At 61.0% G+C, this 18,376-nt stretch carries 15 protein-coding genes, 5 tRNA genes and 1 pseudogene; 8 read left to right on the forward strand and 13 right to left on the reverse strand.

Features of this window, described 5'->3' with window-relative positions; all coding sequences use genetic code 11:
• Positions 1-572: 572 nt before the first annotated feature.
• From CSZ94_RS12370 to CSZ94_RS12400, 7 genes are all read right to left on the reverse strand, one after another.
• Positions 573-648: transfer RNA gene (locus CSZ94_RS12370), tRNA-Ala, on the reverse strand.
• 50 nt (positions 649-698) lie between these two features.
• Positions 699-774 (reverse strand) — tRNA-Glu (locus CSZ94_RS12375).
• A 37-nt stretch (positions 775-811) separates the two neighbouring features.
• A tRNA-Ala gene (locus CSZ94_RS12380) sits at positions 812-887 on the reverse strand.
• A 133-nt stretch (positions 888-1,020) separates the two neighbouring features.
• Positions 1,021-1,096, reverse strand: a tRNA-Glu gene (locus CSZ94_RS12385).
• A 67-nt stretch (positions 1,097-1,163) separates the two neighbouring features.
• Positions 1,164-1,239: transfer RNA gene (locus CSZ94_RS12390), tRNA-Ala, on the reverse strand.
• A 112-nt stretch (positions 1,240-1,351) separates the two neighbouring features.
• Positions 1,352-2,758: a glutamate--tRNA ligase gene (gene gltX / locus CSZ94_RS12395; protein ID WP_102121787.1), complete on the reverse strand. Its 1,407-nt coding sequence runs from the start codon at positions 2,756-2,758 to the stop codon at positions 1,352-1,354.
• Positions 2,759-2,828: 70 nt separating this feature from the next.
• Positions 2,829-3,740, reverse strand: coding sequence for a LysR family transcriptional regulator (locus CSZ94_RS12400; RefSeq protein WP_102121788.1), 912 nt, complete (start codon positions 3,738-3,740; stop codon positions 2,829-2,831).
• 101 nt (positions 3,741-3,841) lie between these two features.
• On the opposite strand from CSZ94_RS12400, the gene lysA reads away from it, so the two are divergent.
• Positions 3,842-5,086: a diaminopimelate decarboxylase gene (lysA, locus tag CSZ94_RS12405; protein ID WP_102121789.1), complete on the forward strand. Its 1,245-nt coding sequence runs from the start codon at positions 3,842-3,844 to the stop codon at positions 5,084-5,086.
• 62 nt (positions 5,087-5,148) lie between these two features.
• Positions 5,149-6,714 carry a phospholipase D family protein gene (locus CSZ94_RS12410; RefSeq protein WP_102121790.1) on the forward strand — a complete coding sequence of 522 codons (1,566 nt, stop codon included), beginning with the start codon at positions 5,149-5,151 and terminating at the stop codon, positions 6,712-6,714.
• 5 nt (positions 6,715-6,719) lie between these two features.
• Here CSZ94_RS12410 and CSZ94_RS12415 read toward each other — a convergent pair whose 3' ends face one another.
• The 3 genes from CSZ94_RS12415 to apbC form a co-directional block, all read right to left on the reverse strand.
• Positions 6,720-8,411, reverse strand: a complete 1,692-nt coding sequence (locus tag CSZ94_RS12415; protein WP_102121791.1) for an alkaline phosphatase family protein — start codon at positions 8,409-8,411, stop codon at positions 6,720-6,722.
• Positions 8,412-8,550: 139 nt separating this feature from the next.
• Complete coding sequence (locus CSZ94_RS12420; RefSeq protein ID WP_102121792.1) at positions 8,551-8,958, reverse strand: DUF4399 domain-containing protein; 408 nt, start codon at positions 8,956-8,958, stop codon at positions 8,551-8,553.
• A gap of 232 nt (positions 8,959-9,190) precedes the next feature.
• On the reverse strand, positions 9,191-10,279 hold the full coding sequence (gene apbC, locus CSZ94_RS12425) for an iron-sulfur cluster carrier protein ApbC (RefSeq protein WP_102121793.1): 1,089 nt from the start codon (positions 10,277-10,279) through the stop codon (positions 9,191-9,193).
• Positions 10,280-10,439: 160 nt separating this feature from the next.
• Here apbC and metG point away from each other — a divergent pair, with 160 nt between their 5' ends.
• The 5 genes from metG (at position 10,440) to panC (ending at position 15,254) form a co-directional block, all read left to right on the forward strand.
• Positions 10,440-12,599 carry a methionine--tRNA ligase gene (gene metG / locus CSZ94_RS12430; protein ID WP_102121794.1) on the forward strand — a complete coding sequence of 720 codons (2,160 nt, stop codon included), beginning with the start codon at positions 10,440-10,442 and terminating at the stop codon, positions 12,597-12,599.
• A gap of 19 nt (positions 12,600-12,618) precedes the next feature.
• Positions 12,619-13,098, forward strand: coding sequence for a GNAT family N-acetyltransferase (locus CSZ94_RS12435; protein WP_102121831.1), 480 nt, complete (start codon positions 12,619-12,621; stop codon positions 13,096-13,098).
• A gap of 108 nt (positions 13,099-13,206) precedes the next feature.
• Positions 13,207-13,416: a DUF3460 family protein gene (locus tag CSZ94_RS12440; RefSeq protein ID WP_034778041.1), complete on the forward strand. Its 210-nt coding sequence runs from the start codon at positions 13,207-13,209 to the stop codon at positions 13,414-13,416.
• 17 nt (positions 13,417-13,433) lie between these two features.
• Positions 13,434-14,360 (forward strand): segregation and condensation protein A, encoded by a 927-nt coding sequence (locus tag CSZ94_RS12445; RefSeq protein WP_102121795.1) that lies wholly within the window; start codon positions 13,434-13,436, stop codon positions 14,358-14,360.
• Positions 14,361-14,414: 54 nt separating this feature from the next.
• Positions 14,415-15,254 (forward strand): pantoate--beta-alanine ligase, encoded by an 840-nt coding sequence (gene panC, locus CSZ94_RS12450; RefSeq protein WP_102121796.1) that lies wholly within the window; start codon positions 14,415-14,417, stop codon positions 15,252-15,254.
• A gap of 39 nt (positions 15,255-15,293) precedes the next feature.
• On the opposite strand, the gene CSZ94_RS12455 is transcribed toward panC, so the two are convergent.
• The gene (locus CSZ94_RS12455) at positions 15,294-15,758 is read right to left on the reverse strand and encodes a hypothetical protein (RefSeq protein ID WP_146009795.1); all 465 of its coding nucleotides are present in this window, start codon (positions 15,756-15,758) and stop codon (positions 15,294-15,296) included.
• 336 nt (positions 15,759-16,094) lie between these two features.
• On the opposite strand from CSZ94_RS12455, the pseudogene CSZ94_RS12460 reads away from it, so the two are divergent.
• Positions 16,095-16,684: pseudogene (locus tag CSZ94_RS12460) on the forward strand (SDR family oxidoreductase); the annotation flags it as partial.
• 75 nt (positions 16,685-16,759) lie between these two features.
• Here the strand turns inward: CSZ94_RS12460 and cheY are convergent.
• Both cheY and CSZ94_RS12470 read right to left on the reverse strand, forming a co-directional pair.
• On the reverse strand, positions 16,760-17,158 hold the full coding sequence (cheY, locus tag CSZ94_RS12465; RefSeq protein ID WP_010396677.1) for a chemotaxis response regulator CheY: 399 nt from the start codon (positions 17,156-17,158) through the stop codon (positions 16,760-16,762).
• A 147-nt stretch (positions 17,159-17,305) separates the two neighbouring features.
• The gene (locus CSZ94_RS12470) at positions 17,306-18,376 is read right to left on the reverse strand and encodes a protein-glutamate methylesterase/protein-glutamine glutaminase (RefSeq protein ID WP_071078256.1); all 1,071 of its coding nucleotides are present in this window, start codon (positions 18,374-18,376) and stop codon (positions 17,306-17,308) included.

Raw genomic sequence — 18,376 nt, forward strand, 5'->3', positions numbered from 1 at the left:
TCGCCCTCCACGAATTCCACTTCGCTATTTGGTACACTTATCCACAGCTGCAACTCAAGAATGCAGCACCCCGCCCTGGGTCAAATTTGGATCGGCGCGGTGGGTCAATTTTAGGTCGGCGCCAACACCAAGTCACCTCACTAGAAAAAACTAGCCACCCAAACATGCGAACTTGATAGCAACGCAAATCGTGGCGCGACAGGGATCAAACTCGACTCCCAAGCCCCCCCCCCCCATTTTCTGCGCTGCTGGTGGAGGTCAGCGGGAGCTAACTCTGGCCTCTTGCATGCCATGCAAGCACGCTAACAGCTAGCCACACTCCCCCGAGGGGTATGGCGATTAATTCGCAGACGTAAAAAAAGCCGCTCAAGGCGACTTTGATTATCATGTGATTTCTGCGCTGTTGGTGGAGGTAAGCGGGATCGAACCGCTGACCTCTTGCATGCCATGCAAGCGCGCTAACAGCTTAGCAATATTTCCCCCGAGCGAGGAAGTCGCTGACGAAAATAAAAAAAGCCGCTAGATGCGACTTTGATTTATTCACTACTTTACTTACCTGTTTCTGCGCTAATTGGTGGAGGTAAGCGGGATCGAACCGCTGACCTCTTGCATGCCATGCAAGCGCTCTCCCAGCTGAGCTATACCCCCCGGGCGCAGAAACACTGCTACTTCTTCACTACCACAACACCAGACCGAACTGGCGTCCCCAAGGGGATTCGAACCCCTGTACTCACCGTGAAAGGGTGATGTCCTAGGCCTCTAGACGATGGGGACCACGGAACTGCAGTTTACTACCTTACTTCTGCGCTGTTGGTGGAGGTAAGCGGGATCGAACCGCTGACCTCTTGCATGCCATGCAAGCGCTCTCCCAGCTGAGCTATACCCCCGGGCGCAGAAATAATAAAAGCCGCACTTGGCGACTTTGTTCCACTACTTGCTTTCCATCCAGAACCTGTTTTTTACGGGCCTGAACTTACAACAATCAGTACAAACAACTGCCACTACTATACCACAACTACCTGGCGTCCCCAAGGGGATTCGAACCCCTGTACTCACCGTGAAAGGGTGATGTCCTAGGCCTCTAGACGATGGGGACCGCGGAACTTCCAAACAACCTCTGCACCACTTCAACGACTAACAAAACCTGACTGCGATTTTGCTGCTGGTGGAGGTAAGCGGGATCGAACCGCTGACCTCTTGCATGCCATGCAAGCGCTCTCCCAGCTGAGCTATACCCCCGTTGGTGCAGAAACAAGAGTATAGCAAAGAAGTTTCACTCTGCAAATACCCTTTTTCGTCTATGAGCAACTTTTCATAGGGGCGGTTTCCGCACACTATTTTTACGCGTCGATTACAGCCACTTTGCCAGGCGCGCCAGCACGGTGTCGCGGCCGAAGATCACCACCACCTGGTCGATGGCCGGCGTCTGCAGCTGGCCCGTCAAAATCAGGCGCAAGGGCATGGCCAGCAGCGGCATCTTGATGGTGTTGGCGGCCAGCACTTCCTTGATCATGGCGGCCACAGCTTCCTTGCTCCACTCCACCGTGGCGATGCGCTCGGCAAACTGCGCCAGCACGGGCTTGATGGCATCCGTGATGTGCTGCGCCGCCAGTTCCGCTTCCGGTTGCGGCGCGCGGAAGAACAGCATCGAAGCGGCAGCCAGTTCATTGACCGTATTGGCGCGCTCTTTCATCATGCCCAGCACTTGTGCCAGGTCAGGCGCACCTTCGAAGACGGCGCCGGCAGCGGCCATTTGCGGGCGCGCCAGGTCGGCCAGGCGGGTGTTGTCGGCCTGCTTGATATAGTGATTGTTCAGCCAGGCCAGTTTTTCATTGTTGAACTGGGCCGCCGATTTCGACAGGTGGTTCAGGTTGAACCACTCGCAGAACTGCTCGGTCGAGAACACTTCATCGTCGCCATGGCTCCAGCCCAGGCGCGCCAGGTAGTTCAGCATCGCTTCCGGCAGGAAGCCCTGCGCCGGATAATCCATCACACTGACGGCGCCGTGGCGCTTCGACAGCTTCTCGCCGTCCGCACCCAAAATCATCGGCAGGTGGCCATACAGCGGCAGCGGTGCGCCGATGGCGCGCAGGATGTTGATCTGGCGCGGGGTGTTGTTGACATGGTCGTCGCCGCGAATCACGTGCGTGATCTGCATGTCCCAGTCATCGACTGCCACGCAGAAGTTATACGTCGGCGTGCCGTCCGGACGAGCGATCACCAGGTCGTCCAGCTCACGGTTGGAAATCGTGATCGTGCCCTTGACGACATCGTCCCACGTCACGTCGCCATCGAGCGGATTCTTGAAGCGCACGACGGGCTTGCGGTCGGCAGGGATGGCCGGCAGGGTCTTGCCCGGCTCCGGGCGCCAGGTGCCGTCGTAGCGCGGCTTTTCGCCGGCGGCGCGCATGCGCTCGCGCATCGCTTCGACTTCTTCCGGCGACGAGTAGCAATGGTAGGCAGTGCCTTCGGCCAGCATCTGCGCCACCACTTCGCGGTAGCGGTCCATGCGCTGCATCTGGTAGAACGGGCCTTCGTCGTGGTCCAGGCCCAGCCACTTCATGCCTTCGATGATGGCTTGCACGGCTTCCGGCGTGGAGCGCTCCACGTCCGTGTCTTCGATGCGCAGCACGAAGGTGCCACCGAAGTGGCGGGCATACGCCCAGCTGTATAAAGCGGTGCGGGCGCCGCCCAGGTGCAGATAGCCGGTCGGGCTGGGAGCGAAACGGGTGCGGACGGGAGTAGCGGTTGTGGTCATCGAGGTAATCAGGCTTGAATAAGTAAAACGCCATTTTACTCTGTTGACCGCCGCCGCTCCATAAGCGCCGTCACAGCTGCAGCAGCCGCCTTTTCACCTCGTCCGCCTGCGCATGCAGCGCCTGCTCGAACAGGGCGACCAGTTGCGACAAGGGCCGGTGCAAAGGTTTCACGAGATTCACGGTGAACGGCAAGGACACGCCGAAGCGGCGGATCTGCAAGCCCTGCCCCGCGTAGTCCAGCGCCGTGAGCGGATTGACGATGGCCAGCCCCACGCCTTCGCGCACCATGGCGCAGACAGAGGCGGCGCTGTGCGTGTCGAGCGCCATGCGCCGTTCCACCCCGGCCTGCGCAAAGATGGCATCGATCTGCTGGCGGTAGGGGTCGACGGCGGCCAGGCTGATGAAAGGCTGGCCAGCGAAATCCGCCGGCGCAAGCACGGCCTTGCTGGCGAGCGCATGACCATCGGGCAGCACGCACACTTCATCGACAGACATCAGGGTATCGAGCGCGGTGCCCGGAGGCGCATTGCCCACTTCCGTCAGGCCGATGTCGTGGCGCTGCGCCGACAGCCACTCTTCCAGCAGCGGCGACTCCTGCGGCGTGATACTGATGCTCACGTTCGGAAAGTCGGCGACGAAGCGCTTGCACGCCTGCGGCAGCAGCGATTGGGAAAACACGGGCAGGCAGGCGATCGACAACTGCCCCTGGTCGAACTGGCGCAAGGCCGCCGCCGTGCTGACGATGCGCTCCAGGCCGAAATACGCGCGCTGCACTTCCTCGAACAGCTGCAGGGCCTGGGCCGTGGGGCGCAGCCGCCCCCGCTCGCGCTCGAACAGGATCAAGCCCGTCAAATGTTCAAGGCGCGCCAACTCACGGCTGACGGTGGGCTGCGACGTGTGCAGCATGGCGGCGGCGGCCGTCACGCTACCCGTCGTCATGATGGCGCGGAACACTTCGATATGGCGCAAGGAGATGGTCATGCCATATCATAAATGAATAAGGTAGGCTTAAATAGATATTTTATAGTCGATGCACAATCGGCCATCATGCAGTCATTCCCTCATTCCGCCGAAAGCACACGATGCAGCCCGTCAACGACCAGACCCTCGCCAAACTCGCCCAGGAACACGGCACGCCCCTGTGGGTGTATGACGCGGCCACCATCCGCGCGCGCGTGGCCCAACTGGCACAGTTCGACACGGTCCGCTTCGCGCAAAAAGCCAATTCGAACATCCATCTGCTCACCCTGATGCGCGAGGCGGGCGTGCACGTGGACGCCGTCTCGCTGGGCGAGATCGAGCGCGCGCTGCAGGCAGGCTTTACGCCGGCGCAAACGCATGGCGCGGCCGGCCTGGTATTCACCTGCGACCTGTTCGACCGCGCCACCCTGGCGCGCGTGGCGGCGGCGAAGATCGAAGTCAATTGCGGCTCCGTCGACATGTTGCGCCAGCTGGGCCCAGTGTCGCCCGGCCACCGCGTCTGGCTGCGCATCAATCCCGGCTATGGCCATGGCCACAGCAACAAGACGAATACGGGCGGCGAAAACAGCAAGCACGGTATCTGGCATGAAGAGCTGCCAGAGGCGCTGGCCGTCATCCGCACCCATGGACTGCACCTGGTAGGCCTGCACATGCACATCGGCTCGGGCGTCGACTACAGCCACCTGGAAACCGTCTGCGGCACCATGGTCGACCTGGTGAAAAACATGGGCCATGACCTGGAAGCCATTTCCACGGGCGGCGGCCTGTCCGTGCCCTACCGCGAAGGCGAGCAGCCGGTCGACACGGACCACTACTTCCAGCTGTGGGATGCGGCGCGCAAGCAGATCGAGGCGCACCTGGGCCACGCCGTGCACCTGGAAATCGAACCGGGCCGCTTCCTGGTGGCCGATGCGGGCCTGCTGGTGGCCGAAGTGCGCGCCACCAAGCAAATGGGCGGCAAGCACTTCACCTTGTTAGATACGGGCTTCAATGAACTGATGCGCCCCGCCATGTACGGCAGCTACCATGAAATGTCGGTGATTGCGCATGACGGCCGCGCTCTCGATGCCAACCCGGCATGCGCCACCGTGGTGGGCGGCCCCCTGTGCGAATCGGGCGACGTCTTCACCCAGCGCGATGGCGGCGTGGTGGAAACCCGCTTGTTGCCCGCAGCGCAGGTAGGCGACTATGTCGTCTTCGAAGGCGCGGGCGCGTATGGTGCGTCGATGTCGTCGAACTACAACAGCCGCCCCCATGCGGCCGAATACCTGGTCGATGGGGAGCAATCCCGTTTGATCCGCCGCCGCCAGACGGTGGCCGAGCTGATCGCGCTGGAACAACTCTAAAACCTCGCCCGCGTGCGGGCATGCGCATCTGCTAACATCGGGGTATTCGATGAAAGCCCGCCATGCCCGCCCAAGTACTCCCCTTCCGCAGCGCCACCCGTCTGCTACTGCCTCTGCTGCTGTCCGCCGTCCTTGCCGGCTGCGCTGCGCTGCCTACACTGGAAGGCCGCGTACCCTCCAGCGTCATCGCCGACACAAAGCACACCCAACTGGCTACGGCCATCGCGCCCCTGGTGGCGCAGCATCCCGGCGTCTCCGGCATTTATCCGCTGGTCGACGGGCGCGACGCCTTTGCCGCGCGCGCCCTGCTGGCCGCCGCAGCCCAGCGCAGCCTGGACGTGCAGTACTACATCTGGCACAAGGACATTACCGGCACCCTGCTGTTCGACGCCCTGCGCCAGGCGGCCGAACGGGGAGTGCGCGTGCGCCTGCTGCTCGACGATAACAACACGGCAGGCCTGGACCAGACTTTGACCATGCTGGGCAAGCAGCCGAACCTGGAAATCCGCCTGTTCAATCCCTTTGTTCCACGTTCGCCGCGCACCCTGGCCTTTGCCACGGATTTTTCGCGCCTCAACCGGCGCATGCACAACAAATCGTTTACGGCCGATAACCAGGCCACCATCGTGGGCGGGCGCAATGTGGGCGATGAATACTTCGGCGCGGCCGGCGATGTGCTGTTTGCCGACCTGGACGTGCTGGCCGTCGGCCCCGTCGTCGACGAGGTCTCGCAGGATTTCGACCGCTACTGGAACAGCGCCTCGGCCTACCCGGCCAGCCTGCTGCTGACCAGCCCGGTCGAGGGCGACGCGGCCACCATCGCCGCCGAAGCGGAGCGCATCGACGACACCCAGGCGGCCGACGAATACGTGCAGGCGCTGCGTACCTCGCCCTTCGTCAAGCAGATGATGGAACGCACCCTGCCCTTCGAATGGGCGCGCACGCGCATGGTCAGCGACGACCCGGCAAAAGTGCTGGACAAGGCACGGCCAGGCACGGGCGTGGCGGAAAACCTGCAAAACCTGCTGGGCGTGCCGGAAAAGGAAGTCGACCTGGTGTCGCCGTATTTCGTGCCCGGCAAAGCCGGCACGCAGGCCTTTACCGACCTGGCAAGAAAAGGCGTGGGCGTGCGCATCCTGACGAATGCACTGGAAGCGACCGACGTGGCGGCCGTGCATGCCGGTTATGCAAAATGGAGGAAACCGCTGCTGGAAGCGGGCGTGCTGCTGTATGAATCGCGCCGCTCGTGGGAACGGGGCGACGCGCGCGCGCAGCCTGGCCACCTGGGCAGCTCCGCATCGAGCCTGCATGCGAAGACCTTTGCCGTCGATGACCAGCGCATCTTTGTCGGCTCGTTCAACTTCGATCCGCGCTCGATCGCATTAAACACGGAAATGGGCCTTGTCATCGACAGCCCAGCATTGGCCAGCCAGTTGGGGCAAGCCATGCGCAGCACCATCCCGCAACGCGCCTACCAGGTGCGGCTAGGCGACGACGGCGCGCTGTACTGGATCGCCCGCGACGCCAGCGGCGCCACCACGCGCTACGACACGGAACCCGGCACCAGCGTGTGGAAGCGCTTGGGAGTGGCGATTCTGTCGGTGCTGCCGATCGACTGGCTGCTGTAACCGACCTACCGCACCGCCTCCGTCAAAATCCGCCCTTCCGACGCCGATGGCTGGCGTATGCGCAGCAAATGGGCCAGGGTCGGGGCGATGTCCACCACTTCCGCGTACTGACCATAAGCGCCCGGCTTGATCCAGCGGGGGCCGTAGACCATCAGCGGCACGTTGGTGTCATACGTGTATGGCGAGCCATGGGAGGTGCCGCCAACGCCCTTGCCAAAGTACCAGGCCGGCTTTGTGACTACCATCAGGTCGCCCGACAACTGGCGGTTCCAGGCACGGCGCATCAGGGTGTCCATGCGCGTGGCCACCGCCCCCGTTTCCATCTGCGTGCGCGTGTAGACTTGCGCCAGGCCGTCCTGCTGCAGCAGGAAGCGGGCCGCCGCGTCTTCCAGGGCGGCGCGATGGACGCCGCTCTTTTCCGCCAGCGCATAATCGAGGTAGATATTCGGCAGCGACGATGTCGTCACCAGCTTGTCCACGCCCAGGGTAGTGGCCAGGTGCTGGTTCAGGCTTGCGACCAGCTTGTCGCCGTCGATGCGCTTGGCGGAAAAGCCGCCGCGCGCTTCCGTAAATTCGGGTACGTTGGCAAAGCCATGGTCGGCCGTCAGCACCACCAGTACCTTGTCCATGCCGACTTTTTTATCGAGGTCGGCAAAGAAGCTGGCCAGCATGCGGTCCAGGCGCTGCAGGTGGTCATGCGACATCTTGCTTTCCGGGCCGTAGGCGTGGTTCACGTAATCGTGCGCGGACAGGCTCACGCCCAGGATATCGGGCACGCCGGCCGGGTTGCGGCCCAGGTTTTCGCCATCGATGGCGGCGCGCGCGAATTCCAGCGTCAATTCATCGAGGAAGGGGCCGGACTTCAAGCGCCTGTAGTACTCGTCATCGAGCTTGCCACTATCGCTGTAGTAGGCGAACGGGAAGGTGTTGCGCGTGCCCGGCTTGGCCGGCGCCAGATCATCACGGCCGTCGCGCGCATAAGCAAAATCGGCCAGCAGCGGCGTCCAGCTCTTGCCGTAATAGCGGTCCTGCGGCTTGCTGGCCTGGTAGCGCTGCACCCATTGCGGATGCTGCTGCATATAATAGGTGCTGCTGGCGAAATTGCCCGTCTTTTCCATGTACATATAGGCGGTGCCCGTTTTCCCCGCCAGCAGGATGGCGCCGCGGTCCTTGCCCGACACCGTGACGACCTTGGCCTTGTCGCCCGTGGCATAGCGCAGCTCGTCGCCCAGGGTGCTCACGCGCAGTTTCACGGGCGAGGTGCCGTCGTCCGGTTTCGTTTCTTCGCCGATGTAGTGGAAATTGCCATCCTCGGTGCAGTACACGGATTTCTTCGTCACGGGATCGATCCAGTGATTGCCGATCACGCCATGCTGGTACGGGTAAGCGCCCGTCAGCACGGCCGAGTGGCCGATGGCCGTCACCGTGATGCCATGCGCCTGGTGCGCATCGCTGAACCACGCGCCCTGCTCCAGCAGGCGGCGCAAACCGCCCTGGCCAAACTGCTCGCGGTAGCGCGTCACCTGCTCTTGCGGCAAGCCATCGACCACCAGTACCACCACCAGCTTCGGCTGCGCCGCAGTGGCAGCAGCAGCGGCAGGAAGCACCTTGGCCGCATTCGCCTGGCACGCCGCCATGCTGGCCACCAGCAGCAAGGCCTGCGCCAGCTGCCGGGAAAGGGAGAAATTCTTGCTCATATGCACTCATCCAAAGTTAGGCCACCGGGCAGCATACGCAAACGATATGACGCAATCATGACAAGAAACGCGAGCATGAAAAAGGCCGGGCACCATCGCTGGAACCCGGCCTGATGCCGACATGAATCAATATGCGCGCTTACTTGACCGTCACCTTGATGCTTTTGCTCAATTCCGGCCCATACGACTGGTGCGCGCCGTTGGCGAACTGCATGGTCAAGGTGTATTGGCCCGGCGGCAAGGTGACGTCCGTTTCCGTCTGCCCCTTGCCGAAATGCAAATGTTTATCATCCATCGGTATCATCTCGCCCGCCTTCATCGGCCCCATATTGATGAGCAGATGATGGTGCCCCGTCTTCGCCGTCATGTCGCCGGCCGGCTTGACGTCCATGCCTTTGAGCGCAAACTTCACCTTGAACGGACTGCTGACAGTGGCGCCGTCAGCCGGTTCCACGAACGACACGGATTGGGCCAAGGCGCTGGCGGCCAGCAGGCTGCCCACAACCACGGCTGCGGCTTGGCGCAGGAATACAGTGTTCAAGTGCATGATGTCTCCTCTTGTTTAGTAACAGCACGGACTGCATGAAAACACATTCCCGCTGACACTGGCGCCAGGGAGCAGTTAACCCCATGGATAAATTCAACAGTGCCACGGTGGCCTTGAAAACCGTAGCGAGCAAGCTCAATGTCGGGTTGAGTAACGCAACCGTACTTTAGTACGGTGAGTAACGCCGACCCGAAAGTGAGCTGCGCAGTAGGTTTGCAAGGCCGCCCAGCCGCTAGTCGTTCTTGATGACGATCGACGGGAACTTGCTGGTCATATCCTTTGCCTTTTCCGCCACCTTGATGGCGATGGTGCGGGCGATCTGCTTGTAGATCTCGGCAACGGGGCCATCGGGCTCGGCCACCACGGTCGGGGTGCCGGAATCGGTCTGCTGGCGAATCGCCATGGTCAGCGGCAAGGCGCCCAGGAATTCCACGCCGAAGTCGGCGCACATCTTTGCACCGCCGCCCGCGCCGAAGATTTCTTCCGCATGGCCGCAGTTTGAGCAGATGTGCGTGCTCATGTTTTCCACCACGCCGAGGATAGGGATGCCGACTTTCTCGAACATTTTGAGGCCCTTGCGCGCATCCAGCAGCGCGATGTCCTGCGGCGTCGTGACGATGACGGCGCCGGTGACGGGCACTTTCTGCGACAAGGTCAATTGTATGTCACCCGTGCCTGGCGGCATGTCGACGATCAGGTAGTCGAGGTCGCGCCAGTTGGTCTGGTCCAGCAATTGCTGCAATGCTTGCGTAACCATGGGGCCGCGCCACACCATCGGTTCGTCCGGATCGATCATGAAGCCGATCGACGACACTTGCAGGCCGTGGTTTTCCATCGGCTCCATGCTCTTGCCATCCAAGGTCTTCGGCTGGCCGCTGATGCCCAGCATCATCGGCTGCGACGGTCCATAGATATCGGCGTCCAGCATGCCGACGGTGGCGCCTTCGGCGGCCAGGGCCAGGGCCAGGTTGACGGCCGTGGTCGATTTACCAACGCCGCCCTTGCCGGAAGCCACCGCAATGATGTTCTTCACGTTGCTCATCGGCTTCAAGCCGCGCTGCACCGTGTGCGAAATGATTTTCGACGACACGCCCACGCTGACATTGCCCACGCCCGGCAGCACGCGCAGCGCGGCCAGCACGGATGTGCGGATCAAGTCGATCTGGCTTTTGGCGGGGTAGCCCAGCTCGATGTCGAGCGAAATGTCATTGCCATCGACCTTAAGATTCTTGACGGTTTTGCTGGAAACGAAATCTTTATGTGTATTTGGATCAATAACCTGGGCCAGCGCGGCCTTGACGTCTTCTACTGTGATGCTCATGTAAATCTCCGTGTGTACTACATATATGCAATACGCGCAGTCTAGCGCAAATTTGCATGGCGCGATGGCGGCAAAAGCATCACTTGCCAGCGCTGCATCTGCTCATATTGCCTTTCCGCTGTTAAAATGCCCTATTATCCATCCCAAAAGTGCATCAATCATGACTCGCAAGCTGTTCGTCACCACTGCCCTGCCTTACGCAAACGCCGCTTTTCACATTGGCCACATCATGGAATACATCCAGGCTGATATCTGGGTCCGGTTCCAGCGAATGCAACGCGATGGCGCAGCCGGCCGTGAAGTGCACTTTGTGGGCGCCGACGATACGCATGGCACGCCCATCATGATCGCCGCCGAAAAGGAAGGCATCACGCCGCAGCAATTCGTCGCCAACATCGCGGCCGGCCGCGCCCAGTACCTCGATGGCTTCCATATCGCCTTCGACAACTGGTATTCGACCGATTCGCCGGAAAACGTCGATTTGTCGCAAGCTATCTACCGCAAGCTGCGCGATACGGGCCTGATCGTCACGAAAACCGTCGACCGCTTCTTCGACCCCGTCAAAGGCATGTTCCTGGCCGACCGCAACATCAAGGGCGAATGCCCGAAATGCGGCGCCAAGAACCAGTACGGCGACAATTGCGAAGTGTGCGGCGCCGCTTACCAGCCAACCGACCTGGTCAACCCGTTCTCCGTGCTTACCAACGCGACGCCCGTGATGAAACCGTCGGAACAGTATTTCTTCAAGCTGTCCGACCCGCGCTGCTTCGAATTCCTGAAAAGCTGGCTGAATACGCCAGGCCGCTTGCAGCCGGAAATGGTCAACAAGGTCAGCGAATGGCTGGGCGAAGCGGGCGAAAAGCTGGCTGACTGGGATATCTCGCGCGACGCGCCCTACTTCGGCATCCCGATTCCCGATGCGCCGGGCAAGTTCTTCTATGTGTGGATGGACGCGCCCGTCGGCTACCTGGCCAGCCTGAAAAACTATTGTGACAAGCAAGGCCTCGATTTCGACGCCCTGCTGAATGATCCTGCCACGGAACAAATTCACTTCATAGGCAAGGATATCGTTTCCTTCCATTTGCTGTTCTGGCCCGCCATGCTGAAATTTGCCGGCCATCCCGTGATCGACAAATTGAAAGTCAACGTCCACGGCTTCCTGACAGTCAATAACGAGAAAATGTCGAAATCGCGCGGCACGGGCATTTCGCCACTGCGCTACCTGGACCTGGGCATGAACCCGGAATGGCTGCGCTATTACATCGCCTTCAAGCTGAACTCGAAAGTGGAAGACCTGGACTTCAACGGCGAAGATTTTGTCGCCCGCGTGAACAGCGACCTGATCGGCAAATACGTGAACATCGCCAGCCGCTGCGCCGGCTTCATCGCCAAGCGTTTCGACGGCAAGCTGGCATCAACGCTGTCGGAAGGCGCGCAAAGCTGGATCAACCGCGCGCTGACGGTGGACGTGAACGGCGTCATCGTCGAGCGCCAGGCCAGCATCGCCGCGCACTTCGAGAACCGCGAATTCGGCAAGGCCTTGCGCGAAATCATGGAAATCGCCGATATCACCAATCAGTATGTCGATGAAAACAAGCCGTGGATCCTGGCCAAGGATGTCGAAAAGACAGCCGAGTTGCACGACGTGTGCACCACGGCCCTGATCCTGTTCCGCCAGCTGACGATTTTGCTGTCGCCGGTATTGCCGGGCGTGGCGAAGAACGTGGCCTCGTTCCTCAACGACGCCGAGTTCAGCTGGGCGGATACGCAAGTGTTCGGCGACGCCGTCGCAAACAGCATGCTGGGCCGCACCATCGGCGCCTACAGCCACTTGATGACGCGCATGGATGCAAAGATGATCGAAGCGCTGTTTGACGCGCCGCAAGCAGCCCCCGCCATTGCCGCGCCGGCCGGCGACGCCGCCAACGACGCTGCAGCGCCTGAAGCTGCCACCGCTGCCGCCATCGAAGAACTGGCGCCCGAGATCAAGATCGACGACTTCCTCAAGGTCGACTTGCGCATCGCGAAGATCGTCAACTGCGAACTGGTGGACGGCTCCGACAAGCTGCTGCGCCTGACCCTGGACGCGGGCGAAGGCCGCTTGCGCAATGTGTTCTCCGGCATCCGTTCGGCGTATCAACCGGAAGAGCTGGTCGGCAAGATGACGGTGCTGGTGGCCAATTTGGCGCCGCGCAAAATGAAGTTCGGCATTTCCGAAGGCATGGTCATGGCCGCCTCCGCCTCCGACGAGAAGGCCAATCCAGGCATCTACATCCTGAACCCGTGGCCGGGCGCCGAACCTGGCATGCGCATCCGCTAAGCCTCCACAAGGACCGATGATGAATTTCGTGGTGCGCGAAGCAAAGAATGCCGATGCACAGCTGATGGCCGAACTGACCCGCGCTGCGTGGGCCGGCAAGGTCGCGGCCTCGTCCAGTGGACACCACGAAACGGCGCAGCAGGTGCAAGCCCAGCTGTGCCATGGCGGCGGTTTTCTGTTGTTGATCGACGACACTCCAGCCGGTTCGCTGCGCTGGATGCCGCTCGACAGCGACCCGGCCATCTGGAAGATTTCACGCATGGGCGTGCTGCCCGCTTACCGGGGCAGCCACGTCTCGCAGCATTTGCTGGAAGCCATTATTCATCACGGCCTGTCGTGCCAGGCCGAGGAATTGCGTCTGGCGGTGCGGCGTGACCAGCGCAAACTGATCGATTTTTATGCCGCCTTTGAATTCGAGCTGGCCGAAGAACTGGAATATTCGCACGCCAACCCCGCCGAACCGGCACCGATGGTGATGCGGCGTTTGTTGCGTTATTGATTTTTAGCAATTTCGCCCCCGGACTTGCCGATACGACAACCCGCCAAGCGACACGGCGCGGTAAAATACGGCCGGCTGACCTTACTTATAAGACACTCAGAAGAGAATATGAAACTGCCTGCAAAACACAATAACTACGTATCCGACCACACCCTGTTCATCGCCGAACTGAAGGCCAAGAATCCTGGCATGGAAGCGGGCCAGCAAGCAGGCCGCGCCCTGTTGTGGGACAAGCCGGCCGTCAGCATCGATGAGCAGGAACGCCAGCTGGCATCGGCTGTCAAGCAACAGGCTTACGTTTACCAGAACAAGAACTAAGATCTGGAACCGGCACGATGTTGCCTGAAGAGTCTGCAGTGACGCCGGAAGCCGACGCTTGCGGTGCCGGTGCAGTCATCGCGTCGCCCGAAGCTGTCGCCGACGGCGACGGCAGCGGCGACCCTGCAGCATCTGCAAGCACGGACGCGGCGCCCGCCGCCGATCCCCTGGGCATCGCCCGCCTGTATGGCGAGCCGATGCTGCGCATGCCGACGGATTTGTACATTCCGCCGGACGCGCTGGAAATCTTCCTCGAAGCCTTCGAAGGCCCGCTCGACTTGCTGCTCTACCTGATACGCAAGCAAAACTTCAACATTCTCGATATTCCGATGGCGCAGGTGACCCTGCAATATCTGAAATATGTCGACCAGATCCGCGTGCGCAACCTGGAACTGGCCGCCGAGTACCTGCTGATGGCGGCCATGCTGATCGAGATCAAGTCGCGCATGCTCTTGCCATCGCGCAAGAGCGACGTCGAGGAAGATGGCGGCGACCCGCGTGCCGAACTGGTGCGCCGCCTGCTCGAATACGAACAGATCAAGCTGGCCGCCTACGACCTGAACGCCATTCCCCAGTTCGAGCGCGATTTCGTGCGCACGCAGATTTTCATCGAGCAAAGCCTGACGCCCACCTGGCCCGACGTGGAACCGGTGGACTTGCAGCAGGCCTGGCTCGACGTGCTGAAACGCGCCAAGCTGACCCAGCATCACCGCATCAGCCGCCAGGAACTGTCCGTGCGCGAGCACATGTCTAGCATCCTGCGCCACTTGCAATCGTCGCGCTTTGTCGAGTTCAGCGAGCTGTTCGACATTGCCGGCGGCGTGCCCGTGGTGGTGGTCAACTTCGTGGCCCTGCTGGAACTGGCCAAGGAAACCCTGATCGAAATCACGCAGGCAGAACCGTTTGCCCCCATCTACGTCCGGCTGGCGTATTCGCCCGCCTGATCCCCTCCCTTTGTCACTGACCACCGTACAACGGGGTTTTAGCGAAAGCAATCCATGAAAATTATTTCCGACATCGAAGAATTGCGCGACCAGCTCAGCGGACAGCTGCGCACGGCGTTCGTCCCCACCATGGGCAACCTGCATGAAGGCCATTTGTCGCTGATGCGCCTGGCGCGCAAGCATGGCGACCCCGTCGTCGCCTCGATCTTCGTGAACCGCCTGCAATTCGGCCCGAACGAAGACTTCGAAAAATATCCGCGCACCATGGCGGCCGACATCGCCAAGCTGGAAAAGGAAGGCGTCTACGTGCTGTTCGCGCCGACGGAAAAGGAACTGTACCCGGAACCGCAGGAATACCGCGTGCGCCCGCCCGATGACCTGGGCAATACCCTGGAAGGGGAATTTCGCCCCGGCTTCTTCGAAGGCGTGTGCACAGTCGTCACCAAGCTGTTTTCCTGCGTGGGACCAAGAGTGGCCGTGTTCGGCAAGAAGGATTACCAGCAACTGATGATCATCCGCAACATGGCGCGCCAGTTCGCGCTGCCGACGGAAATCATCGCCGCCGAAACGTACCGGGCCGACGATGGCCTGGCTTTGTCGTCGCGCAATATGTACCTGTCGGAAAGTGAACGGGCAGAAGCGCCGGAACTGTTCAAGGGTCTCAATTTTGTCGCCGAGGAAGTGCGCAAGGGCAACCTGGTCGTGGACGAACTGGAACAGGCAGCGATGCAGCTGCTCGATAGCCGCGGCTGGAAATCGGACTACATCGCCGTGCGCAAGCGCGCCAACCTGCAAGCACCGAGCGCCGCCGAACTGGCCGCAGGGGAACCGCTGGTGGTGCTGGCCGCCGCCAAGCTGGGACAAACCAGATTGATCGACAACCTGGAAATTTAAGCATTGTCACAACGGGGCCGTTCGGCCCCGTTTCTCCGCCTACTTCTCCAGCCCTACCAACTTGAGCTCGGCAAACAGCGGCTTGTGATGGCCGCGTGCCGCTTGCAGCAAGTCATAGCTGGCTGCATCGAGCACGATTTCCTCTCCCGCCCACAGCTTGCGCTGGTTCGCAGGCAGCCTCAGGCTGCGCAGGATGGCCCGTGCCTGGGCCGGATCGGCTGCCAGCAGGCGGATGGCGCGCGCACCGCGCTGCGCCCCCGTGCGTATCGGCAAGCCATCCTGCGGGCCATGCTGGCTCAGGCTGACATAATCATGGCCACCCACGCGGTGCAGATAAGCATGCCGGCCATCGCCGTCGGCTGCCTGCTGCATGGCAGACTCCTGAGCGTCGTCGGGCTGCACCTCGACGACGGCGGGTGCAACGCTGGTTTGCTCAAGGCTCACGCCGCAAGCTGCCAACAAGGCCGTGCTCAGGGCAAAGAATAATACGGGTGTTCGGCGCATATTGCGCTCCTTCTTGTCGGGGGCGGGGACAGAGGTGGAATAATGCAGCGATCATGAGGCACTTTAGTTGACGTGTAAAGTTAACTTTTAGAAATATTTCATTCCACTTCGCAACTAGTTGCATGGCAGCTTTTGCCAGGCCACCGGCGCAGTGGTTTGAACAGGATGGTTAATCTGGATTGCACACTAAAACCATTCCAACGATCTTTATCCACGCAACAATAAAGATCACAATCGCCAGACCGGCTCGCAGAAACACCGCGCGGGCCTCCCACCCATCAGGAAGAGCATGCTGCATACCACACTCACCCCAGCCAGGGTCGCCATCGTCACGGGCGCCTGGCCCGCGACGGCATGCAGCTCGTCGTCAATTACGCCAGGGGCAAGGAGGCGGCAGCGCCATTGCGGTCAAGGCCAACGTCGCCGATGCGGGCGACGTGCTGATCAACAACGCCGGCATCATGCCGCCCGCGCTGCCTGCCCTGGTCGACACGGATGATGCCACCTTCGACAGCCTGTTCGCCGTCAACGTCAAGGGCAGCTTCAACAGCATGCGCCAGGCGGCGACGCGCCTGAGCCAGGGCGGCAGCGTGGTCAACTTCTCGACCAGCGTGATTGGCCTCGCCCTGCCCGGCTATTCCGTCTATGGTGCCAGCAAGGCCGCCATCGAGACGATGACGACTATCTTCGCCAAGGAACTGCGCGGCAAGAACATCACCGTCAACGCCATCGCCCCCGGCCCCACGGCCACGGCCCTGTTCTTGAACGGCAAGACGGCAGAAACGATAGAACGCATGAGCAAGATGGCCGCCCTGGAGCGCCTGGGCACGCCAGACGACATCGCCGCCGCCGTGGATTTCCTGGCGGGGCCGGATAGCCGCTGGGTGAATGGACAAACCTTGCGCGCCAACGGCGGCTTGGTGTAAGCAAGGTCCATGCCGACGAAAAAAACGCTGCCCGTTCGCACTGGCAGCGTTTTTTTGAAGCGGTTCAAACCGTGATCAGGCGCCGGCTTTTTCCAGCTTCTCGAAAATCTTGTTCAGCTTTTCATCGAGGGTCGCGGCCGTGAACGGCTTGACAACATAACCGCTGGCGCCAGCTTGCGCGGCGGCGATGATGTTTTCTTTTTTCGCTTCGGCAGTCACCATCAGCACGGGCAGCTTGGCCAGTGCGGGATCGGCGCGAATATGCTGCAGCATCGTCAGGCCGTCCATATTAGGCATGTTCCAGTCCGAGACGACGAAATCGTAGGATTCCGCGCGCAGCTTGGCCAGGCCCATCACGCCGTCTTCCGCCTCATCGACGTTGGCATAACCCAGTTCCTTCAACAGATTCCGGACAATGCGGCGCATCGTCGAAAAATCGTCAACGACTAAAAATTTCATCTTTGGATCAGCCATGAATAACTCCGTTGTTTCTGTAGCGGTTTGTTAATAATATCGACATGAATGCCGACATTATGGTCGACACTACGGCAGCAAGTCGTAGGATAGCATTTTCGTTGCTTTTAGGCGAACAAACTTGCCCCAGATCATACAAAACGTGGCTTACACGCGCAAAGCACGCATGCCATGCGCAGCCAGGTGTCCCAGCACCATGCCGGGCAGCGCCGTCAAAGCGCCAACCTCATGCGTAGCACCGATGGCGATCGCCTCGCGCGGCATGCCGAACACCACGCAACTGGCTTCATCCTGCGCAAAATTATACGCTCCTGCAGCCTTCATCTCCAACATGCCTTGTGCGCCATCCTTGCCCATGCCGGTCAGGATCACGCCAACGGCATTCTTGCCTGCCGATTGCGCGGCCGAACGGAACAGCACATCGACCGAAGGGCGGTGGCGGTTGACCGGTTCGCCCTGGTCGATCTTGGTCATGTAATTGGCGCCGCTGCGCGTCAAGGTCAGGTGCGAATGGCCGGGCGCGATGTAGGCATGGCCGGGCAGCACCCGTTCGCCGCCTGCCGCTTCCTGCACCGATATCTTGCACAGTGAATCGAGGCGGCGCGCAAACGAGCGCGTAAAGCCTTCCGGCATGTGCTGCGTGATCAGGATGCCGGGGCAATCCGAAGGCATCTGCATCAGAAATTCGCGGATCGCTTCCGTGCCGCCCGTGGAAGCACCCACGATGATCAGCTTTTCGCTCGACGTCAAGGGGCTGCGCAGCGCAGGCAGCGGTGCGGCCACCCTGTCGCCAGCCGACGGCAGGGTGCGCGCGCGGATGCGCGCCTTCGAGGCGGCGCGGATCTTGTCGGCGATCATGTCGGTGTACTCGCGCATGCCGCTCTGGATGGAAATCTTTGGCTTGGTGACGAAATCGACGGCGCCCAGTTCCAGCGCGCGCATGGTAATTTCCGAACCGCGCTCGGTCAGCGACGACACCATCAGCACCGGCATCGGACGCAAGCGCATCAGTTTTTCCAGGAAGTCCAGGCCATCCATCTTCGGCATCTCGACGTCGAGGGTCAGCACGTCGGGGTTGGTCTGCTTGATCATCTCGCGCGCCACCAGCGGATCGGGCGCCGCCCCCACCACTTCCATGTCGGGCTGGCTGTTCACGATTTCCGTCATGACGCTGCGAATCAGCGCCGAATCATCCACGATCAATACTTTGATCTTCAT

The sequence above is a fragment of the Janthinobacterium sp. ROICE36 genome (assembly GCF_002869965.1).
Classification (GTDB): domain Bacteria; phylum Pseudomonadota; class Gammaproteobacteria; order Burkholderiales; family Burkholderiaceae_D; genus Janthinobacterium.